Below are 15,793 nucleotides of genomic sequence, written 5' to 3' on the forward strand. Positions count from 1 at the left end.
CGCGGCCGTGAGTTCCGTCAGAAGACCTCTGGGCAATGTGGCTCACGCGCGCCGAGGAACGCCATCGACAACGCGTCCACGTGGCCGGGCGTGTGCTCGACCACGCGGTGTGCGCGCTTGAGCACGGAAAGCCGTGCCCCACCGAGGAAAGCACTGCCGAGCGACGCGATGTCCAGTGACACGTCCGCCGGGTCCTCGGTGCGCGTGACGGCGGCTTCGCCATTTTTGACGGTCAGGCGCCAACGGCCGGAGTTCCACGGGCAGAACGAGTCCTCGACCTCCAGCACGCTGTCCACATCGGACGAATAGTGGCGCAGCGGGAGAGCCCGGTCGATGTCGACGATCCGCATCCACAACGCGTCGCCGGCCTCGCGGCGGACCATCCGCGGGTTGTCGACCATGTGCAGGATCGGGTCGTCCCAGGCGGTGTAGAAGGAGATCTCCCCCGCGAGGTCCATGTCCAGCAGGAACCGGTAGAGGTCGGCGTACGCCTGCTCGGTCTCGCAGACCAGCTCGCGCACGTGCAGTTCACTCGAACCGCTGTCCGCCTTGACCCGGAACACCACATATCCCTCGGGATGCAGGCAGTAGCGGTACGAGGAGAGTCCACCGCGATCGATCTCGCGATCGGCCAGTTGCACGTCCCAGGTGTGCTCGACCCGGCTCAGCCAGCCGACCCGCGTGGTACGCACCCGTTCGTGGATCTCGCGCATGACCGGCAGGGCTTCTTCTCGCGACACCTGACGGATCCGTGCGTCGCTGACGTGCACACCAGAGTGGAACGCCATCCGCGTCGGCATCTTCAGCATGGCGATGCTGGTCGCGTATTCGCCGTAGCCGTACCGGCGGTAGATGCCGCCCTCCGACGCCCACAGCATCGCGATCGGCTCACCGGTGTCGTGCAAGCCGTGCAACTGCGTCTTCATCATCAACGACGCCACGCCGCGACGCCGATGGCCGGGCTTCACCGACACGACGGTCACCGCGGCGGCCGGTGCCTGCCAGCCACCCGGAACGGTGATCTCGCGAGTGAGCATCGCGGCGGTGCCGATCAGCTCGTCACCGTCGAGGACAACGTGCGCCCGGTCCTTCTCCAGGACCTTGAGCCACTTGCTGTCCTCCCCCATCGTGTCGCTCAGAAACGCCCACGCCATCACCCGCTGGAACTCGGGGAGGTCGGAGTCGGTGATGGTCCTGATGCTCAGCGCCGGGTCAGCCATGGCAGCAGTGATACGCCGCCATGGCGTCATTCGCAGCCCAATTAGCGCTGGACCGACTTGACCTCGCAGAACTCGTCCAGCCCGAACCGGCCGAACTCACGCCCGTTGCCCGACTGCCGGTAACCACCGAACGGCGCGCTCGTGTTGAACGCGGCGGCGTTGATGTCGACCTGCCCCGTCCGCAGGCGCCGGGCAACCCGGAGCGCCCGGTCGGTGTCCGCGGAGAACACACCGCCCGCCAGCCCGTAGATGGTGGAGTTCGCGATCCGCACGGCATCGTCCTCGTCGGCGTACGGCATGACCGACAGCACCGGCCCGAAGATCTCCTCCTGCGCGATCGTCATCTCCGGCGTCACACCGCCGAACACCGTCGGCGCGACGTAGAAACCCTGCGGCAGCGGAGCTTCCGGCCCACCGGCGGCAAGCGTCGCGCCTTCCTCGACCCCCTTGCGGATGTAGCCGACAACCCTGTCGCGCTGCGCCTTCGACACCGCCGGCCCGATCCGGGTCGACGGCTCACTCGGGTCGGCCGAGGTGTACTTCTTCGCGGCCTGAGCGGCCAGTTCCACGGCCTCGTCGTGCCGGTCAGCGGGCACCAGCAACCGAGTCCAAGCGCTGCACGCCTGCCCGTTGTTCATGAACGAGTTCGCGACCGCGATCTTCACCGCCCGCCCGAGATCGGCGTCGTCGAGCACGATGCACGCCGACTTGCCCCCGAGTTCGAGCGCGACCCGCTTGACCGTCTCGGCGGCGACAGCGGACACCCGGCGACCAGCCTTCGTCGACCCGGTGAACGACACCATGTCCACGTCCGGATGCGCGGCCAATGCCTCACCCACAACGGGCCCGGTGCCGTGCACGAGCTGAAACACCCCTGCCGGAGTGACAGCCGTGATGATCTCGGCGAGCAGGTCGGCGGTCCCCGGCGCGAGCTCACTCGGCTTGAGCACCACGGTGTTCCCGGCGGCCAGCGCCGGCACCACCTTCGCGACCATCTGCTGCAACGGGAAGTTCCACGGCGTGATGGCCGCGACGACCCCGATCGGCTCGCGGAAGACCAGCGAGTTGCCGATCTCCTCGGGCTCGAAGTAGCCGCGCTCCAGCACGTCCGCGACCCCCTCCGCGATGGCGACGGGATTCGCGACCTGCACCTTCTGACTGAAGGTGAGGGGCGTGCCCATCTCCCGGGTCATGGTCGCCGCGAGCTCTCCGGCCCGCTCACGCAGACCGTCGATGATCGCCCGGACCACCTTCACCCGCTCGTCCACCGAGGTCTCCGCCCACGCCGGGAAGGCGGCCACCGCGGTGGCCACGGCCACGTCGACGTCGGCCGGCGTGCCCTCGGCGAGCGTGCCGATGACTTCCTCGGTGGCGGGGTTGACGACCTCGATCACGGGAGCCCTCCAGGCGGTTGTGACACTTGCGGCGCTGACAGCAGTCAGCCTGTCACATCCGTCGGCAACGGTCACGCCGGCTGGAGGGTGCCTGGCGAGCCCACGGGTGGCGGATGTCGGGTGGGCTGGAGTGTGGCGGGGCTGGAGAGCTCGGCCCGGTGAGCCGACGGATCGCGGCCGTCGGATGGGCCGGAGCGTGGCGGGGGCTGGGAGGGTGGCCTGGTGAGCCAACGGGTCGCGGCCGTCGGGTGAGCCGGAGGGCGGTGGCGGCCGGAGGGCGGCGGCAGCCCAAAGGCGGCGGCAGCCCAAAGGCGGCGGCAGCCAGAGGGCGGCCCAGTGAGCGAGGGCGGGCACTGCGGATGCCACGCCTAGCGAACCGCCTTCGGCGACCTCGGCTGACGAGCAAGGGCAGGCGCCGCCAGCAAGGCCGCCTACGACCTCGGCCTGTCGAGCAAGGGCAAGCGCCACGGCAACGTCGCCGACGACCTCGGCCAGTCGAGCAGGGCGGCCACCACAGGCTTCCGGTCCTCCGGCGACTGACATCGCCGACGTCCAGCACGGGTGCCCTGGCGAGCAAGACGACCGGCAACCAACCTCAGTGACCCCGCCCCAGACGAACAGAGCGGACACCACAAGCGCCATCCCCAGCGACTGACACCGGCGACGTCCCAGCGCAAAGTGCGCTCAGCGAACGAGGCACCCAGCAACCCGAGCCGACGACCTCGACCTGGTGAGCGAACACAGCCGTCGTCGGCATCGTCGCCGAAGACCAGCGTCGAAGACCTCTGGCTCGCGAACAAGGACAGCCACCGCGACCGGCACGCTCAGGCAGACGCCATCGCACCTCCCAGCCGCCGCTCACGCAGCACCCGCAGGTGCACCGAGGCCCAAGTCCGGTACGGCCGCCACGCCTCGGACACCTCGGCCAGCGGCCGCCCGTACCGCTCGGACACCTCGTCGGTGAGCCGGGACTCGTTGTGCGGCATGGCATCCGGAGCGTTCGCCCCGCGCAGCACGACCAACTCGGCCGCGAACGGCCCCAGCCCCTTGACCTGCTGCACCGCCAGCACAGCGGCCGCGGGCTTGAGAGAACGCAACGCCACCGCGTCCAAAACCCCGTCCAGCGCGGCCTCGGCCACCGCACGCAGGTACTCGGGCTTACGGCCTGGCAGGTCGAGGTCGAGACGCAGCAACTCCGCCGGAGCCGGGAACACGCCGTCCCGCAGCAGCGAAGCCTTCAACACTGCCGCCTGCGACACGCGGATCCGCTGTGAGAGCACCGACCACGCCGCTGCCTCGTACGGCGAGTAGAAGCCGCACGGCCGTAAGCCGGGTAAGGAAGCCTGTGCGGCAGCGATCACCGGATCGCGCAGACCGACGTCCGGCCACGCCCGCCCGTCGACGTCCAAGGACAGGAAGCGGCAGACCTGGGAAGCCGCCAGGTCGAGGTCGCCCTCGCCGGACAGCTCCAGAACGGCAGTGGCGCCGTGCTGGGTCACGGAGACCGAGGCACGGCGCCACTCACCTTCGACCAGGAACGTCGCCTGCAGCGCCTCTCCCGCACGCGCGGGCAACGCGGACGGCGTGAAGCCCTCCCAGAACTCCCTGGACGTCGCCAGCGACCAGGGGCCCTGAACTGCGACTTCGACGCGGTGGTGTGCCATGTCAGGAGACGCTAGTCAGCACCTCTGACAGAAAACTCAGCCGAAGCGCCCGGAAGGGCCCGGCAGGACTCAGCTGAAGTCCAGTTCACCCGTACGGGTCCGCTTGAGCTCGAAGAAGTACGGGAAGCCGGCGAGCAGCCGGGCGCCGTCGAAGATCGTGCCGGCGTCCTCGCCGCGCGGGATCTTCGTCAGCACCGGGCCGAAGAAGGCGACGCCGTCGATGTGGATGGTCGGCGTGCCGACGTCCATGCCGACCGGGTCCATGCCGCGGTGGTGCGACGCCCGCAGCGCCTCGTCGTACTCGGTCGAGTGCGCGGCCTCCGCGAGCTCGGCCGGCAGTTCGGCGTCGGCGAGAGCCAGCTTGATGATCTCGTCGAAGTCCTGGTTGCCCTCGTTGTGGATGCGCGTGCCCATCGCGGCGTACAGCTTCGGCAGCACCTCGTTGCCGAACTTCTGCTCGGCGGCGATGGCCACGCGAACCGGACCCCAGCCCTTCGTCATGAGCTCCTTGTACTGCTCGGGCAGGTCGCGGCCCTCGTTCAGCACGGCAAGGCTCATCACGTGGAAGCTCAGGTCGATGTCGCGGACCTTCTCCACCTCGAGGATCCACCGGGAGGAGATCCAGGCGAACGGGCAAAGAGGGTCGAAGTAGAAGTCGACCTTCGCCTTGTCGGTCATGCGTGCCCCTTTAGTGACGGTCGGTGGCGTTATCGCCCCATCAGCCCAACCAGATCACCCTGTCATCTCTTCCCGTACGCCGGTTCCGTGATTGGATGCGGGAGTCATAACCATTCCCGACGACGTCAGCGCGTAACCACACGCGCGGCAGACGAGGTGACCAGTGGCCGCGCCCAACCTCACCCGCGACCAGGCTCAGGACCGTGCTGAGCTGCTGGAAGTGGAGTCCTACCGGATCGAGCTGGACCTGACCGACGGCGGCGGAAAGCCGGGTTCGGACACGTTCCGCTCCACCACCACCGTGGTGTTCCGCAGCCGGACTCCGGGTGCTTCCTCGTGGATCGACATCGTGGCGGCGACCGTGCACCGCGCTGTGCTCAACGGCAGCGAGCTCGACGTCTCCGACTACCGCGAGGAGGACGGCGTCAAGCTGCCGGACCTCGCGGAGACCAACGAGCTCACCATCGAGGCCGACTGCCGGTACATGAACACCGGCGAGGGCCTGCACCGGTTCGTCGACCCGGTCGACGGCGGTGTCTACCTGTACTCGCAGTTCGAGACCGCGGACGCCAAGCGCATGTTCGCGTGCTTCGACCAGCCGGACCTCAAGTCCGTCTACTCCATGAAGGTGACGGCGCCGCACGACTGGAAGGTCATCTCGAACGGCGAGATCATCGCCACCGAGGACGGCGAGGGCGGTTCGGACGTGCACACGTTCGCCACCACCAAGCCGATGTCGACCTACATCGTGGCCCTGGTCGCCGGTCCCTACGCGGAGTGGCGTGACGAGTTCGTCGAGGGTGACTTCAAGATCCCGCTCGGCATCTACTGCCGCGCCTCGCTCGCTCCTCACATGGACCACGAGCGGTTGTTCACGGAGACCAAACAGGGCTTCGGGTTCTTCCACAAGGCGTTCGGCGTGCAGTACCCGTTCGGCAAGTACGACCAGTGCTTCGTGCCGGAGTTCAACGCGGGCGCGATGGAGAACGCCGGCTGCGTCACGTTCCTCGAGGACTACGTCTTCCGCAGCCGCGTCACCCGCTACCTCTACGAGCGCCGCGCCGAGACCGTGCTGCACGAGATGGCGCACATGTGGTTCGGCGACCTGGTCACCATGCGCTGGTGGGACGACCTGTGGCTGAACGAGTCGTTCGCCACCTGGGCGTCCGTGCTCGCGCAGGCGGAGGCCACCGAGTACCGCCAGGCCTGGACGACGTTCGCGAAGATCGAGAAGTCGTGGGCGTACCGGCAAGACCAGCTGCCCTCCACGCACCCCGTCGCCGCGGACATCTCCGACGTGCAGGCGGTCGAGGTCAACTTCGACGGCATCACCTACGCCAAGGGCGCCTCGGTGCTCAAGCAGCTCGTCGCGTACGTCGGGCTGGAGAACTTCCTGGCGGGCCTGCGGGTCTACTTCGGCAAGCACGCCTGGGGCAACGCCACGCTCGCGGACCTGCTGGGTGCGCTGGAGGAGGCGTCCGGCCGCGACCTGTCGTGGTGGAGCGCGCAGTGGCTGGAGACGACGGGCCTGAACCTGTTGCGCCCCAAGTTCACCGTTGACGCACAGGGCAAGTTCAAAGAGTTCGCCGTGCTGCAGGGCGGCGCGCGTCCGGGCGCAGGCGAACTGCGCACGCACCGCATCGCGATCGGCGTCTACGACGACGACGGCACGGGCAAGCTGGTTCGCACGCACCGCCACGAGCTGGACGTGACGGGCGACCGCACCGAGGTTCCCGAGCTGGTCGGCGTGCACCGCGGCAAGATCGTGCTGGTCAACGACGACGACCTCACGTACTGCACGATGCGCCTCGACCCGGACTCGCTGGCCGGGCTGATCGACCACATCTCCGACATCGCCGAGCCGCTGCCGCGCACGCTGTGCTGGTCGGCCGCGTGGGAGATGACCCGCGAGGCCGAGCTGAAGGCCCGCGACTTCGTGAACCTGGTGCTCGGCGGGCTGCACTCCGAGTCCGAGGTCGGTGTGGTGCAACGACTTCTGCTGCAGGCGCAGACCTCGCTGTCGTCCTACGCGGACGACTCGTGGCGGGCGGAGGGCTGGCGCCGGTTCGTGGCCAAGGCGATGGAACTGGCGCAGGCGGCCGAGCCTGGCTCCGATCACCAGCTGGCGTTCGTGAACGCGCTGACCTCGTCGGTGCTGGACGACTCCACTGTGGACGTTCTGCGTGGCTGGTACGACGGAACCGCCGTGCTGGAAGGCCTGGACGTCGACACGGACCTGCGCTGGCGTCTGCTGCAGGCGCTCGTCGCGCACGGCAAGGCGGACCTGCCGGAGATCAACGCCGAGGAGGAGCGCGACCCGACCTCCACCGGTCACCGCCGCGCGCAGTCGACCCGTGCGCTGCGCCCGACGGTCGCGGCCAAGGACGAGGCGTGGGACCGCGCCGTGAACGACGACGACCTGCCCAACGCGGTCAGCGAGGCGATCATCGCGGGCATCTCGCACCCCGGCCAGAAGGAGCTGCTCGCGCCGTACGTCGAGCGCTACTTCGGCGACGTGAAGGGCGTGTGGGACCGCCGCACCTCCGAGCGCGCGCAGTCGATGGTCGTGGGCATGTTCCCCGCGTGGTCGATCGCGAAGTCCACTGTGGAGGCCGCTGACGCGTGGCTGGCGGACGAGCACCCGCCCGCCCTGCGCCGTCTGGTGTCCGAGGGCCGCGCGGGCATCGTGCGCGCCCTTGCGGCACAGGAGTTCGACCGCTCGTAAGCTGTGCTGGGGAAGGCCCCGTAATGCGTTCGCGCGTTGCGGGGCCTTCCCATAGCGTCGAGCGGCTGTCCTGGGGAGGTCCGGTGAGAGTTCGCTACGAGGTCGTGCGCTGGTGGCTCGAGGACGGGGAGTTCGTCGACGAGGTCCTGGCACGGGTCGTGGACGTCGACGGGCTGTTCGCCGATCCCGTGCCGCCCGAGCGCGAACGGCTGGTGCTGCGCGGATGCACGGTTGCACCGGACGAGCTCACCGGCGACTTCCACCTCGGCGTCTCGGGCTCGCAGTGGTGGCTCCTGGGCGATCTGGTCGTGCACGCCGAACTGCCCGGCGGCGATCTCGTCGCCAGTGCCTGCGTGAGCCAGCTGATCGACGGCGGCGACTTCGGCACTCCCCCGGCGTACACCCTGTACAAGGACCTGCGGGAGACCGGCACATGTCGTGCCGTGGAAGGGTTTCCCCGCTCGTTCGAGAGCGTCTGGCCACCGGTGACGCTGATCGGCTGCGACAACCCCGGCCGCATCCGGCCCTCGGCGCCCGTCGACGAGCAGGGTCCGTGGGTGGGGTTGCGCGCCCTGGACCGCGGCGGCCGGATCGTGGCGCACGCCGGGATCGCGCTGGACGTCGCGTCGACGTCCCCGTCCGCTGCCGGTGAAGGACTTTTCGACGTCGTGCTCGACCAGTCCCGTTACGGCGAGGACTGGACGGTGGCCGAGCGTCCCACTCCTGCCGCCCGCGGTGCGTGGCGCGTATGGATGGAAGGCGTTCCTGCCGAACGGAACCTGTGGGCGCCGCTGTCTCCCGAGGGCCGCATGTGGTGGAACGAGATCGCCGCCAAAGCACCCCGCACGCGCCCCACGGCGGGCGTGCACCACGTCGACGGCAGACACGCGACGGACGAGTTCGGCCTGCACCTGGCGCTGAGCGAGGCGCTGGTCGGGCCGGGCCGGTTCCTGGGCAGCGTCTACGCCATCACCGGGATGTACGAGGAGTGGTGGTTCGTGCCGGGCATCACGCTCGTGTGGCACGAGCCCGGTGTGGCGTTCGAGGCGATGCCCGACTACTTCCTCGGACTGCTGAAGAACCTGCGGCGCAACGGGGTCGACGTCGTGCTGGAATCGTCCACGGAGGACCTGGCCGACCGGCTCGACCGGTGCGTGGAGCTCGGCGCGTTCGTCGACCGCTGGATCGCCGGCTGGGCCAGGGCGCAGGAGGTGGAGCCGCACGACCTGCTGGACAACTGGCACGTCTGGGCCGATCTGCCCGGCCGGGAGGAGGAACGGATCCTCGCGGGGGACGCGAACGTGATGCAGCACGCCGAAGACGTGGAGCTCCAGTCCGTGCCGACCTGGCTGACGGTGGCGACGGACTCGCCGGACGAGGTGACCCGCGTGGTCGAGCAGGCCGGACTGGTCGCCCGCACACCGGAGACGTTCATGCGGCGCGGCCTCTTCGACCACCCCGCGCCGAAACCTCCCGACGGCTACTCGGTGCGGGTGATGCCGGGAGACGTGATCGAGGTCGTGGTGACTTTCGACGGCGAGGAGGCGGCGAGCGGTCTCATCGCCGTGGTGGGTGAAGACGCTGTGCCCCACCGCATCGAGACGAAGCCGGCCCATCGGCGGCGCGGCCTCGGCAGCGTCGTGATGGGCGCCCTGGTCCAGGAGGCGGTCAGGGCCGGCGCGAGTGACGGGCTGCTGTTCGCGACCGAGGAAGGCCTGCACCTGTACCGGAAACTGGGCTGGGACACGATTTCCGACGTCGTGATCGCGGCGAACGACAAGGGGGAAGCATGATCGGTGAACTGGTGGAGCGCTGGCACCGCGGCTGGATCGCGGCCGACGGGCTGACGTCGGAGTACCGCGACCGCCACCTGGTCGTCCACGTGAACCGGTCGCACCGGGTGTTCGAGTGGATCGCCACGGACGACGCGGAAGCCGGTGCGCTGGCCGGAATCGTCGCCGCGACGGAGGAACCGAGCTGGCTGAGCGTCCCCACGCACTCGCCGGACGAGGTGATCGCGGAGATCGAGGCGGCCGGACTGGTCGTCGCACGCCCGGACGAGACGTTCATGCGGCGCACGCTGGCCGGCCACCCGTTCCCGGACCCGCCCGAGGGCTACACCGTCGAGGTGACCAGAGGCCCGGTGATCGGGGTTCAGGTGCTGGCGGACGGCGAGGTGGCCGCCGGCGGGTTGATGGCCGTGGTCGGGGAAGACGCTGTCGCGCACCGCATCGAGACGGCGGAGGCGCATCGGCGGCGTGGTCTCGGCAGCGTCGTGATGGGCGCGCTGGTGCGAGAGGCCGTGGCGGACGGGGCGACGACCGGGTTGCTGTTCTCGTCGACCACGGGCGTGCACCTCTACCGCAGCCTCGGCTGGGAGAAGATCTCCGACCTGGTGGTGGCCCGCAACGGCGCCGGCGCGTGAAAAACGCCCCCGGCGGCGTGCCGGGGGCGTTCGAGAACAAGATCAGGAACGCGGTGCGCTGCCCGCCTGGTCGGTCAGCATGCGCAGGCCCGACACGAGGCCGCCCGCGAGGTCGCCCTCCTTGAAGGACGCCACCATGCTCATCACCGCGAGCTTCGCACCGCGGTCGGCGAGACGGCGGTGGGACTCCTCGCCCGTCACGATCTCGACGACGCGCTCGCCCGGCGACACGGCCACGAGGACGTGGTGCGTCGGGCGCTCGGTGGAGGCGTGCAGCTCCTGCGCGCGCTCGTGAGCGTTCGAGCCGAGCTCGCCCAGGTACACGCTGAAGTCGAGGCCCGTGGAACGGCTGGAGAGCGTCAGCGCCTCGTCCAGCTGCGCGAGCTGGGCGGGCGTGAACGGCAGTTCCGGCGCGTGCGGCTCGTACATCTTCGCCGCGGACACCCGGCCGCTGTTCGTCACGACGGCACCGACGGGCAGCGTCGACGGGTCGACGGCCACGATCGCTTTACCAGTTGCCACGTGCGCCTCCCTTGGCGGTCGAGTCCGAGGCACCGGACTCGGCGGCGCCGTGGTGCTCGGCGCTCAACCCTGCCGGGTTCGCGCTCCACCACACCGGGGCGTAGCCCCACTCCTGGCCGGGCCGATACCGGGGAATCCGGGTGGCCTTTGGCCTCACCGTCAGCAGCGTGATCACGCCGTAGATCGCCAGCGGGATCAACGCGAAGACGAGAACGGTCTCCACGATGGTCACGGCGGGTACGGTAGCCGAACTCAGCCGCGCGCGAGCGGCCGGGCCAGCAAGATCGCGGTGAATCCCACGATCGAGCCCGCCACGACGTAGACGGTGCCCAGCGACGTCACCTCGGCGAGCGGTCCGGCGAGGCCCGCGCCCAGTGGCGACAGACCCCAGGCGACCACCCGATAAGCGCTGGTCACACGGCCCATCATCGGACCTGGCGTGAGCCGTTGCCGCCGGGTCGCGGACAGCACGTTCCAGCCCGCGGACCCCACGCCGAACAACACGCACGCGAGCACCGCCACCACCAGCCACGGCGTGAGGCCGAACAACGCGAACGCGGCGCCGAGCAACGCCAGGAACCCGACCATGACCCGTCCGGCGCCCCACCGAGCCGCGAGCCGCGGGGACAGCCGGACTCCTAGCAGAGCACCGGCCGCCATGCACACGACGAGAACAGGAACCACCGGTTCGGCGAGGCCGAGCACCTGGATGGAGTAGAGCGCCAGCATGGCGTTGATCGCGGCCGCGCAGGCAGCTGTGATTGCAACGGCAACTACCAGTGACCGCAGGCCAGGGGTCCGCACGAGGAGCCGCATGCCCTCGGCCAGCTGTCCGCGAAGATCAGTGCCCGATCGCTCGGGAGCGATGTCCGGCACGCGGGACACGAGCACCGCGGCGGCGACGAACGAGAGCGCGTCGAGCGCGAAACAGGCCGCCGGCGCCCACCAGAACAGCACCGCGGCGGCCAGCGGCCCCGCAAGATCCATGCCGATCGTCTCGACCGTCACGAACCGGCCGTTGGCCGCCTCCAGCTCGTCCTGGCTCACCAGCTCGACGAGCAACACCTGCGACGCCGCGTCCGCGAACGTCTCGGCGGAGGTCAGCACGAAAGCCGTGGCGCACAAGACGACGACCGTCGCGTGTCCGGTGTGGACTGCCAGCGCGAGCACTCCGGTCACCCCGGCGCGCAGCCAATGTGCCACCACGACAACGGTTCTCGGTCTCCAGCGGTCCACAAGGGCGCCCGCGGGCAGCGCGACGAGCAACCAGGGCAGGGTGAGGGCGACGGCCACAGCGGACACCGCGAGCGGACTGCGAGTGCTGGCGGCGGTGAACAGGGGCAGCGCGACGATGCGCACGCCGTCGCCCACGAGCGACACCGCCCAGGCACCGGTGAGCGCTCGGAAACCCCGTCCATGCACGCCTTTTGCGCTATGACGCACGTCACGTTCCATCGGATTGAACGCTACAGAGCGTGTCCATACCCGCCAGTAAGGGCAATGAGTGCTCTCGTGCGGCGCAGCGGTTACACCCGGTCAGGCCTCACCCGGTCGGCGGCGAACGGGTGCCGGTTTGGGGTCTTGTTCCCGGATCACCCAGCTCTTAGCTTTTCACCTATACGGGTCTTGCGCACCCGCCCCGAGCAAGCTGGAGGACACAAAATGTTCACGATGACCCGCCCCCAGGCCGTGACCTTCACTCTTCCGAGCTACAAGGACGATTCAGTGCGTATCACGGCCAGTGACTCCGTCCGGATCACGATGAACGACTCCGTTCGGATCACCGCGAGCGATTCGGTCAGGATCACGGCCCGCGACTCCGTGCGCATCACCATGGCGGACTCGGTGCGCATCACGGCGAGCGATTCGGTCAGGATCACGTGCGCCGACTCGGTCCGAATCACCGCTCAGCAGGATTCGGTGAGGATCACTGCGCGTGAGGACTCGGTCCGCATCACCATGGACGACTCGGTCCGCATCACGGCCCACGACGATTCCGTCCGCATCACCATGGACGACAGCGTCCGGATCACGGCCCACGACGACTCGGTGCGCATCACCGCTCAGCAGGACAGCGTCCGCATCACCGCACGCGAAGACTCCGTGCGCATCACCATGGACGACTCGGTCCGGATCACCGCGCTCGACGACTCCGTGCGCATCACGGCGCGCCAGAACGACTTCTCCCTCGCGGCCTGACTCGAACGACCAGCCTCAGGCAGCCGGTTCGCCCAGGTACGGCAACCACTGCGGATCAGCTTCGGCCACGCCGGCGAGCAGTCGCCAGTGCGGGCCACGTGGCGCCACGGGAACGACGCGCAGCCGCCAGCCCAGTTCGGACAGCATCTTGTCCGCCTTGCGGTGGTTGCACTTCGCGCAGCAGGCGACGCAGTTGGTCCAGGTGTGAGGTCCGCCACGCGAGCGCGGCACGACATGGTCGATCGTCTCGGCCCGCCCGCCGCAGTAGGCGCAGCGATAACGGTCGCGGTGCATGAGCCCGGCACGGGTCATCGGCACGCGACCGCGATAAGGCACGCGAACGTAGGAGCTCAGCCGGATCACGGACGGCACGAGCACCTCGGACTTCGACGAGTGCAGCACCAGCCCGGAGGCGTCTCCGTGCACGACTTCGGCTTTCCCGCACACCACCAGGACGACCGCGCGGCGCAGTGACAACGCCGTGAGCGGCTCGAACGTGGCGTTCAGCAGCAGGACCTTGCGTCTTCCCCAGGGGAAAACAGCCGGCGTCGGACCGGTACCTCCCCCATCTCGATCCCCATCCGGCACGGCCCGCAACTCGGGCGGTTTTCGGCATGGGGGGACCGTCGGCGCCGTCTCGCCAGGTAGCGAGGTGCCGATAGGGGTCGGTTGTCGGTCTGGCACGCGACCACCTCCACCGGTTCAGCCATAGGAGACCACACTTACCAGGAAAAAATCACGTGTGATAAGTGACGCGTCATGGATGTGTGATCAAACCTGGGGTGAACTCGCTCCCTATCGGAAGTCGTTTTCAAGAGCCCGCTACCCTTGACAAGGTGACAGAGGCTCCTTCCACTCCACTGCCTGCGACGATCACCTACCCGATCGCCGAGCGGCTGAACATCGCCGAGCAGATTCACGGGCGCGACGTCGCCGATCCGTACCGGTGGCTCGAAGACACCGCGGACCCCCGCACCGCGGAGTGGTCGCAGGCACAGGACGTTCTCGCACGTTCCTGGTTGGACGCGATGCCCGGCCGCGCACGCCTGGGCGAGCGCCTGAAGGAGCTGATGCGCACGGGTTCGGTGTCCACGCCGACCTGGCGCGCGGGCAGGGCGTTCTTCAGCCGCCGCGGTCCCGAGCAGGACCACCCCGTCGTCATGGTGCGCGAGACCGACGGCACCGAACGCGTGCTGCTCGACGTCAGCGCGCTCGACCCGTCCGGCCGGACCACCCTGGACGGCTGGTCCCCCAGCCTCGAAGGCACGCGCCTCGCGTACCAGGTGTCCGTCGGCGGCAACGAGCACTCGCTGCTGCACGTGATCGACGTCGAGTCGGGCGAGCTCATCGAGGGCCCCATCGACCGGTGCCGCTACTCCTCGATCGGCTGGCTGCCCGGCGGCGAGGAGTTCTTCTACGTCCGCCAGCTCGACCCGGCGCTGCTGCCCGAGGACGAGAAGCTGTTCCATCGCCGCGTGTGGCGTCACCGCGTGGGCACGGACCCGGCCACGGACGTCAACGTGCACGGCGACGGCCAGGCACACACCTTCTACTACTCACTCACCGTGTCGCAGGACGGCCGTTGGCTGGTCGTGAGCGGTGCGCCCAGCACGATGAAGCACGACTCCGTGTGGATCGCGGACCTGCACGGCGACGCCGCGCTCAAGCCCGTGATCCTGACCGAGGCCGGCGTCCAGTGCTCGGCGTTCGTCGCCCGCGACGGCAGGCTCTACCTGCACACCAACCACGGCGCGCCCCGGCAGCGCCTCTGCGTCGCCGACCCCGAGAACCCCACCGAGTGGACCGAGCTGATCAGCGAGGAACCGGACTCGGTGCTGGACGGCGTGCGCTGGCTCAACGGCGACCTCGTCGTCCTGCGCACCCGGCACGCGGTGTCCGAACTGCACCTGCACGACGCCGCGACCGGCGCGCACGTCCAGGAGATCCCGCTGCCCGGCACGGGTTCGTTGCACGGCATGTCCGTTGTGGATGCTCAGACGGCCCACGACCAGGACACGCTGTGGTTCGGGTGGACGGACTTCGTGACGCCGCAGTCGGTGTTCCGGTTCTCGAAGGCCACGGGTGAGACGGTGCTGCACGAGGCCGCGCCGGGTCGCGTCGAGCTGCCGACCGTGACGACGCAGCAGATCGCGTACACGTCCAAGGACGGCACGACGGTCCACATGTTCGTCGTCAGCGGCGAGCAGAAGCCCGACCTGCCCCGTCCCGCGCTGCTCACCGGCTACGGCGGCTTCGCGATCGGCCGCGGCCCCGGCTACAGCGCCACCACGCTGGCGTGGGTCGAGGCGGGCGGTGTGTGGGTGCACGTGTCGTTGCGCGGTGGCGACGAGGAAGGCGAGGACTGGCATCTCGCCGGCATGCGCGCCAACAAGCAGAACGTGTTCGACGACTTCCACGCCGCCGCAGAGCGTTTGGTGCGCGACGGCTGGACCACGCCGCAGCAGCTGTCGATCATGGGAGGCTCCAACGGCGGCCTGCTCGTGGGCGCCGCGCTGACCCAGCGCCCTGAGCTCTACGCGGCCGTGGTGTGCTCAGCGCCACTGCTCGACATGGTGCGCTACGAGAAGTTCCTGCTCGGACGGTTGTGGGCCGACGAGTACGGCAGCGCAAGCGTTTCCGAGGAGCTGGGCTGGCTGCTCTCCTACTCTCCTTATCACCGAGTGGTAACGGACGTTGAGTACCCTTCGGTCTTGTTCACGGTGTTCGAGTCGGATTCTCGTGTGGACCCCAACCACGCCAGGAAGATGTGCGCGGCACTGCAGCACGCTTCGTCCAGTGATCCGACCAAGCACCCAGTGCTGATCCGCCGCGAGACCGAGGTCGGTCACGCGGGCCGGTCCGTCAGCCGGACGGTGGCTCTCGCCGTGGACCAGCTGACGTTTCTCGCGAATGCCACTGGCATGGAGTTGTAGGAGGGCACGAGCACGTGTTGGCGACGAGTCCTG

Annotated in this window: 13 protein-coding genes; 5 read left to right on the plus strand and 8 right to left on the minus strand. The window is 69.1% G+C overall.

Going from position 1 to position 15,793, the window contains the following annotated elements; genetic code table 11:
* Positions 1-17: 17 nt before the first annotated feature.
* The 4 genes from SK854_RS47190 to SK854_RS47205 form a co-directional block, all read right to left on the minus strand.
* A complete protein-coding gene (locus SK854_RS47190; protein ID WP_319981742.1) occupies positions 18-1,220 on the minus strand; it encodes a GNAT family N-acetyltransferase in 1,203 nt (400 codons plus the stop codon).
* 41 nt (positions 1,221-1,261) lie between these two features.
* On the minus strand, positions 1,262-2,614 hold the full coding sequence (locus tag SK854_RS47195; RefSeq protein ID WP_319981743.1) for an aldehyde dehydrogenase family protein: 1,353 nt from the start codon (positions 2,612-2,614) through the stop codon (positions 1,262-1,264).
* Between the two features lie 824 nt (positions 2,615-3,438).
* On the minus strand, positions 3,439-4,278 hold the full coding sequence (locus SK854_RS47200) for a DNA-3-methyladenine glycosylase family protein (RefSeq protein WP_319981744.1): 840 nt from the start codon (positions 4,276-4,278) through the stop codon (positions 3,439-3,441).
* Positions 4,279-4,347: 69 nt separating this feature from the next.
* Complete coding sequence (locus tag SK854_RS47205; RefSeq protein ID WP_319981745.1) at positions 4,348-4,956, minus strand: mycothiol-dependent nitroreductase Rv2466c family protein; 609 nt, start codon at positions 4,954-4,956, stop codon at positions 4,348-4,350.
* A 163-nt stretch (positions 4,957-5,119) separates the two neighbouring features.
* On the opposite strand from SK854_RS47205, the gene pepN reads away from it, so the two are divergent.
* The 3 genes from pepN to SK854_RS47220 all read left to right on the plus strand — a co-directional run bounded on the left by pepN (position 5,120) and on the right by SK854_RS47220 (position 10,106).
* Positions 5,120-7,681 carry an aminopeptidase N gene (pepN, locus tag SK854_RS47210; RefSeq protein ID WP_319981746.1) on the plus strand — a complete coding sequence of 854 codons (2,562 nt, stop codon included), beginning with the start codon at positions 5,120-5,122 and terminating at the stop codon, positions 7,679-7,681.
* Between the two features lie 83 nt (positions 7,682-7,764).
* Positions 7,765-9,474 (plus strand): GNAT family N-acetyltransferase, encoded by a 1,710-nt coding sequence (locus tag SK854_RS47215; protein ID WP_319981747.1) that lies wholly within the window; start codon positions 7,765-7,767, stop codon positions 9,472-9,474.
* Entirely contained in the window at positions 9,471-10,106 is a 636-nt protein-coding gene (locus SK854_RS47220) for a GNAT family N-acetyltransferase (protein ID WP_319981748.1), read from the plus strand. Before SK854_RS47215 ends, SK854_RS47220 begins: the two co-directional genes overlap by 4 nt.
* A 42-nt stretch (positions 10,107-10,148) precedes the next feature.
* Here the strand turns inward: SK854_RS47220 and SK854_RS47225 are convergent, their stop codons facing one another.
* Genes SK854_RS47225 through SK854_RS47235 form a run of 3 tightly spaced genes read right to left on the minus strand, consistent with a single transcriptional unit; the run spans position 10,149 to position 12,050 of the window.
* Entirely contained in the window at positions 10,149-10,628 is a 480-nt protein-coding gene (locus SK854_RS47225) for a DUF5130 family protein (protein ID WP_319981749.1), read from the minus strand.
* On the minus strand, positions 10,615-10,860 hold the full coding sequence (gene ctaJ / locus SK854_RS47230; RefSeq protein WP_319981750.1) for an aa3-type cytochrome oxidase subunit CtaJ: 246 nt from the start codon (positions 10,858-10,860) through the stop codon (positions 10,615-10,617). The genes SK854_RS47225 and ctaJ overlap by 14 nt, the downstream gene beginning before the upstream one ends.
* 20 nt (positions 10,861-10,880) lie before the next feature.
* Positions 10,881-12,050, minus strand: a complete 1,170-nt coding sequence (locus SK854_RS47235) for an MFS transporter (RefSeq protein WP_319981751.1) — start codon at positions 12,048-12,050, stop codon at positions 10,881-10,883.
* Positions 12,051-12,299: 249 nt separating this feature from the next.
* Between SK854_RS47235 and SK854_RS47240 the strand changes: the two genes are divergently transcribed.
* Positions 12,300-12,827, plus strand: a complete 528-nt coding sequence (locus SK854_RS47240; RefSeq protein WP_319981752.1) for a DUF2345 domain-containing protein — start codon at positions 12,300-12,302, stop codon at positions 12,825-12,827.
* Positions 12,828-12,842: 15 nt separating this feature from the next.
* Here SK854_RS47240 and SK854_RS47245 read toward each other — a convergent pair whose 3' ends face one another.
* A complete protein-coding gene (locus tag SK854_RS47245) occupies positions 12,843-13,415 on the minus strand; it encodes an HNH endonuclease (protein ID WP_319981753.1) in 573 nt (190 codons plus the stop codon).
* A 248-nt stretch (positions 13,416-13,663) separates the two neighbouring features.
* Between SK854_RS47245 and SK854_RS47250 the strand changes: the two genes are divergently transcribed.
* Complete coding sequence (locus SK854_RS47250; protein WP_319981754.1) at positions 13,664-15,760, plus strand: prolyl oligopeptidase family serine peptidase; 2,097 nt, start codon at positions 13,664-13,666, stop codon at positions 15,758-15,760.
* Positions 15,761-15,793: the final 33 nt, after the last annotated feature.

Source organism: Lentzea sokolovensis, from assembly GCF_033949975.1.
Lineage (GTDB): Bacteria > Actinomycetota > Actinomycetes > Mycobacteriales > Pseudonocardiaceae > Lentzea > Lentzea sokolovensis.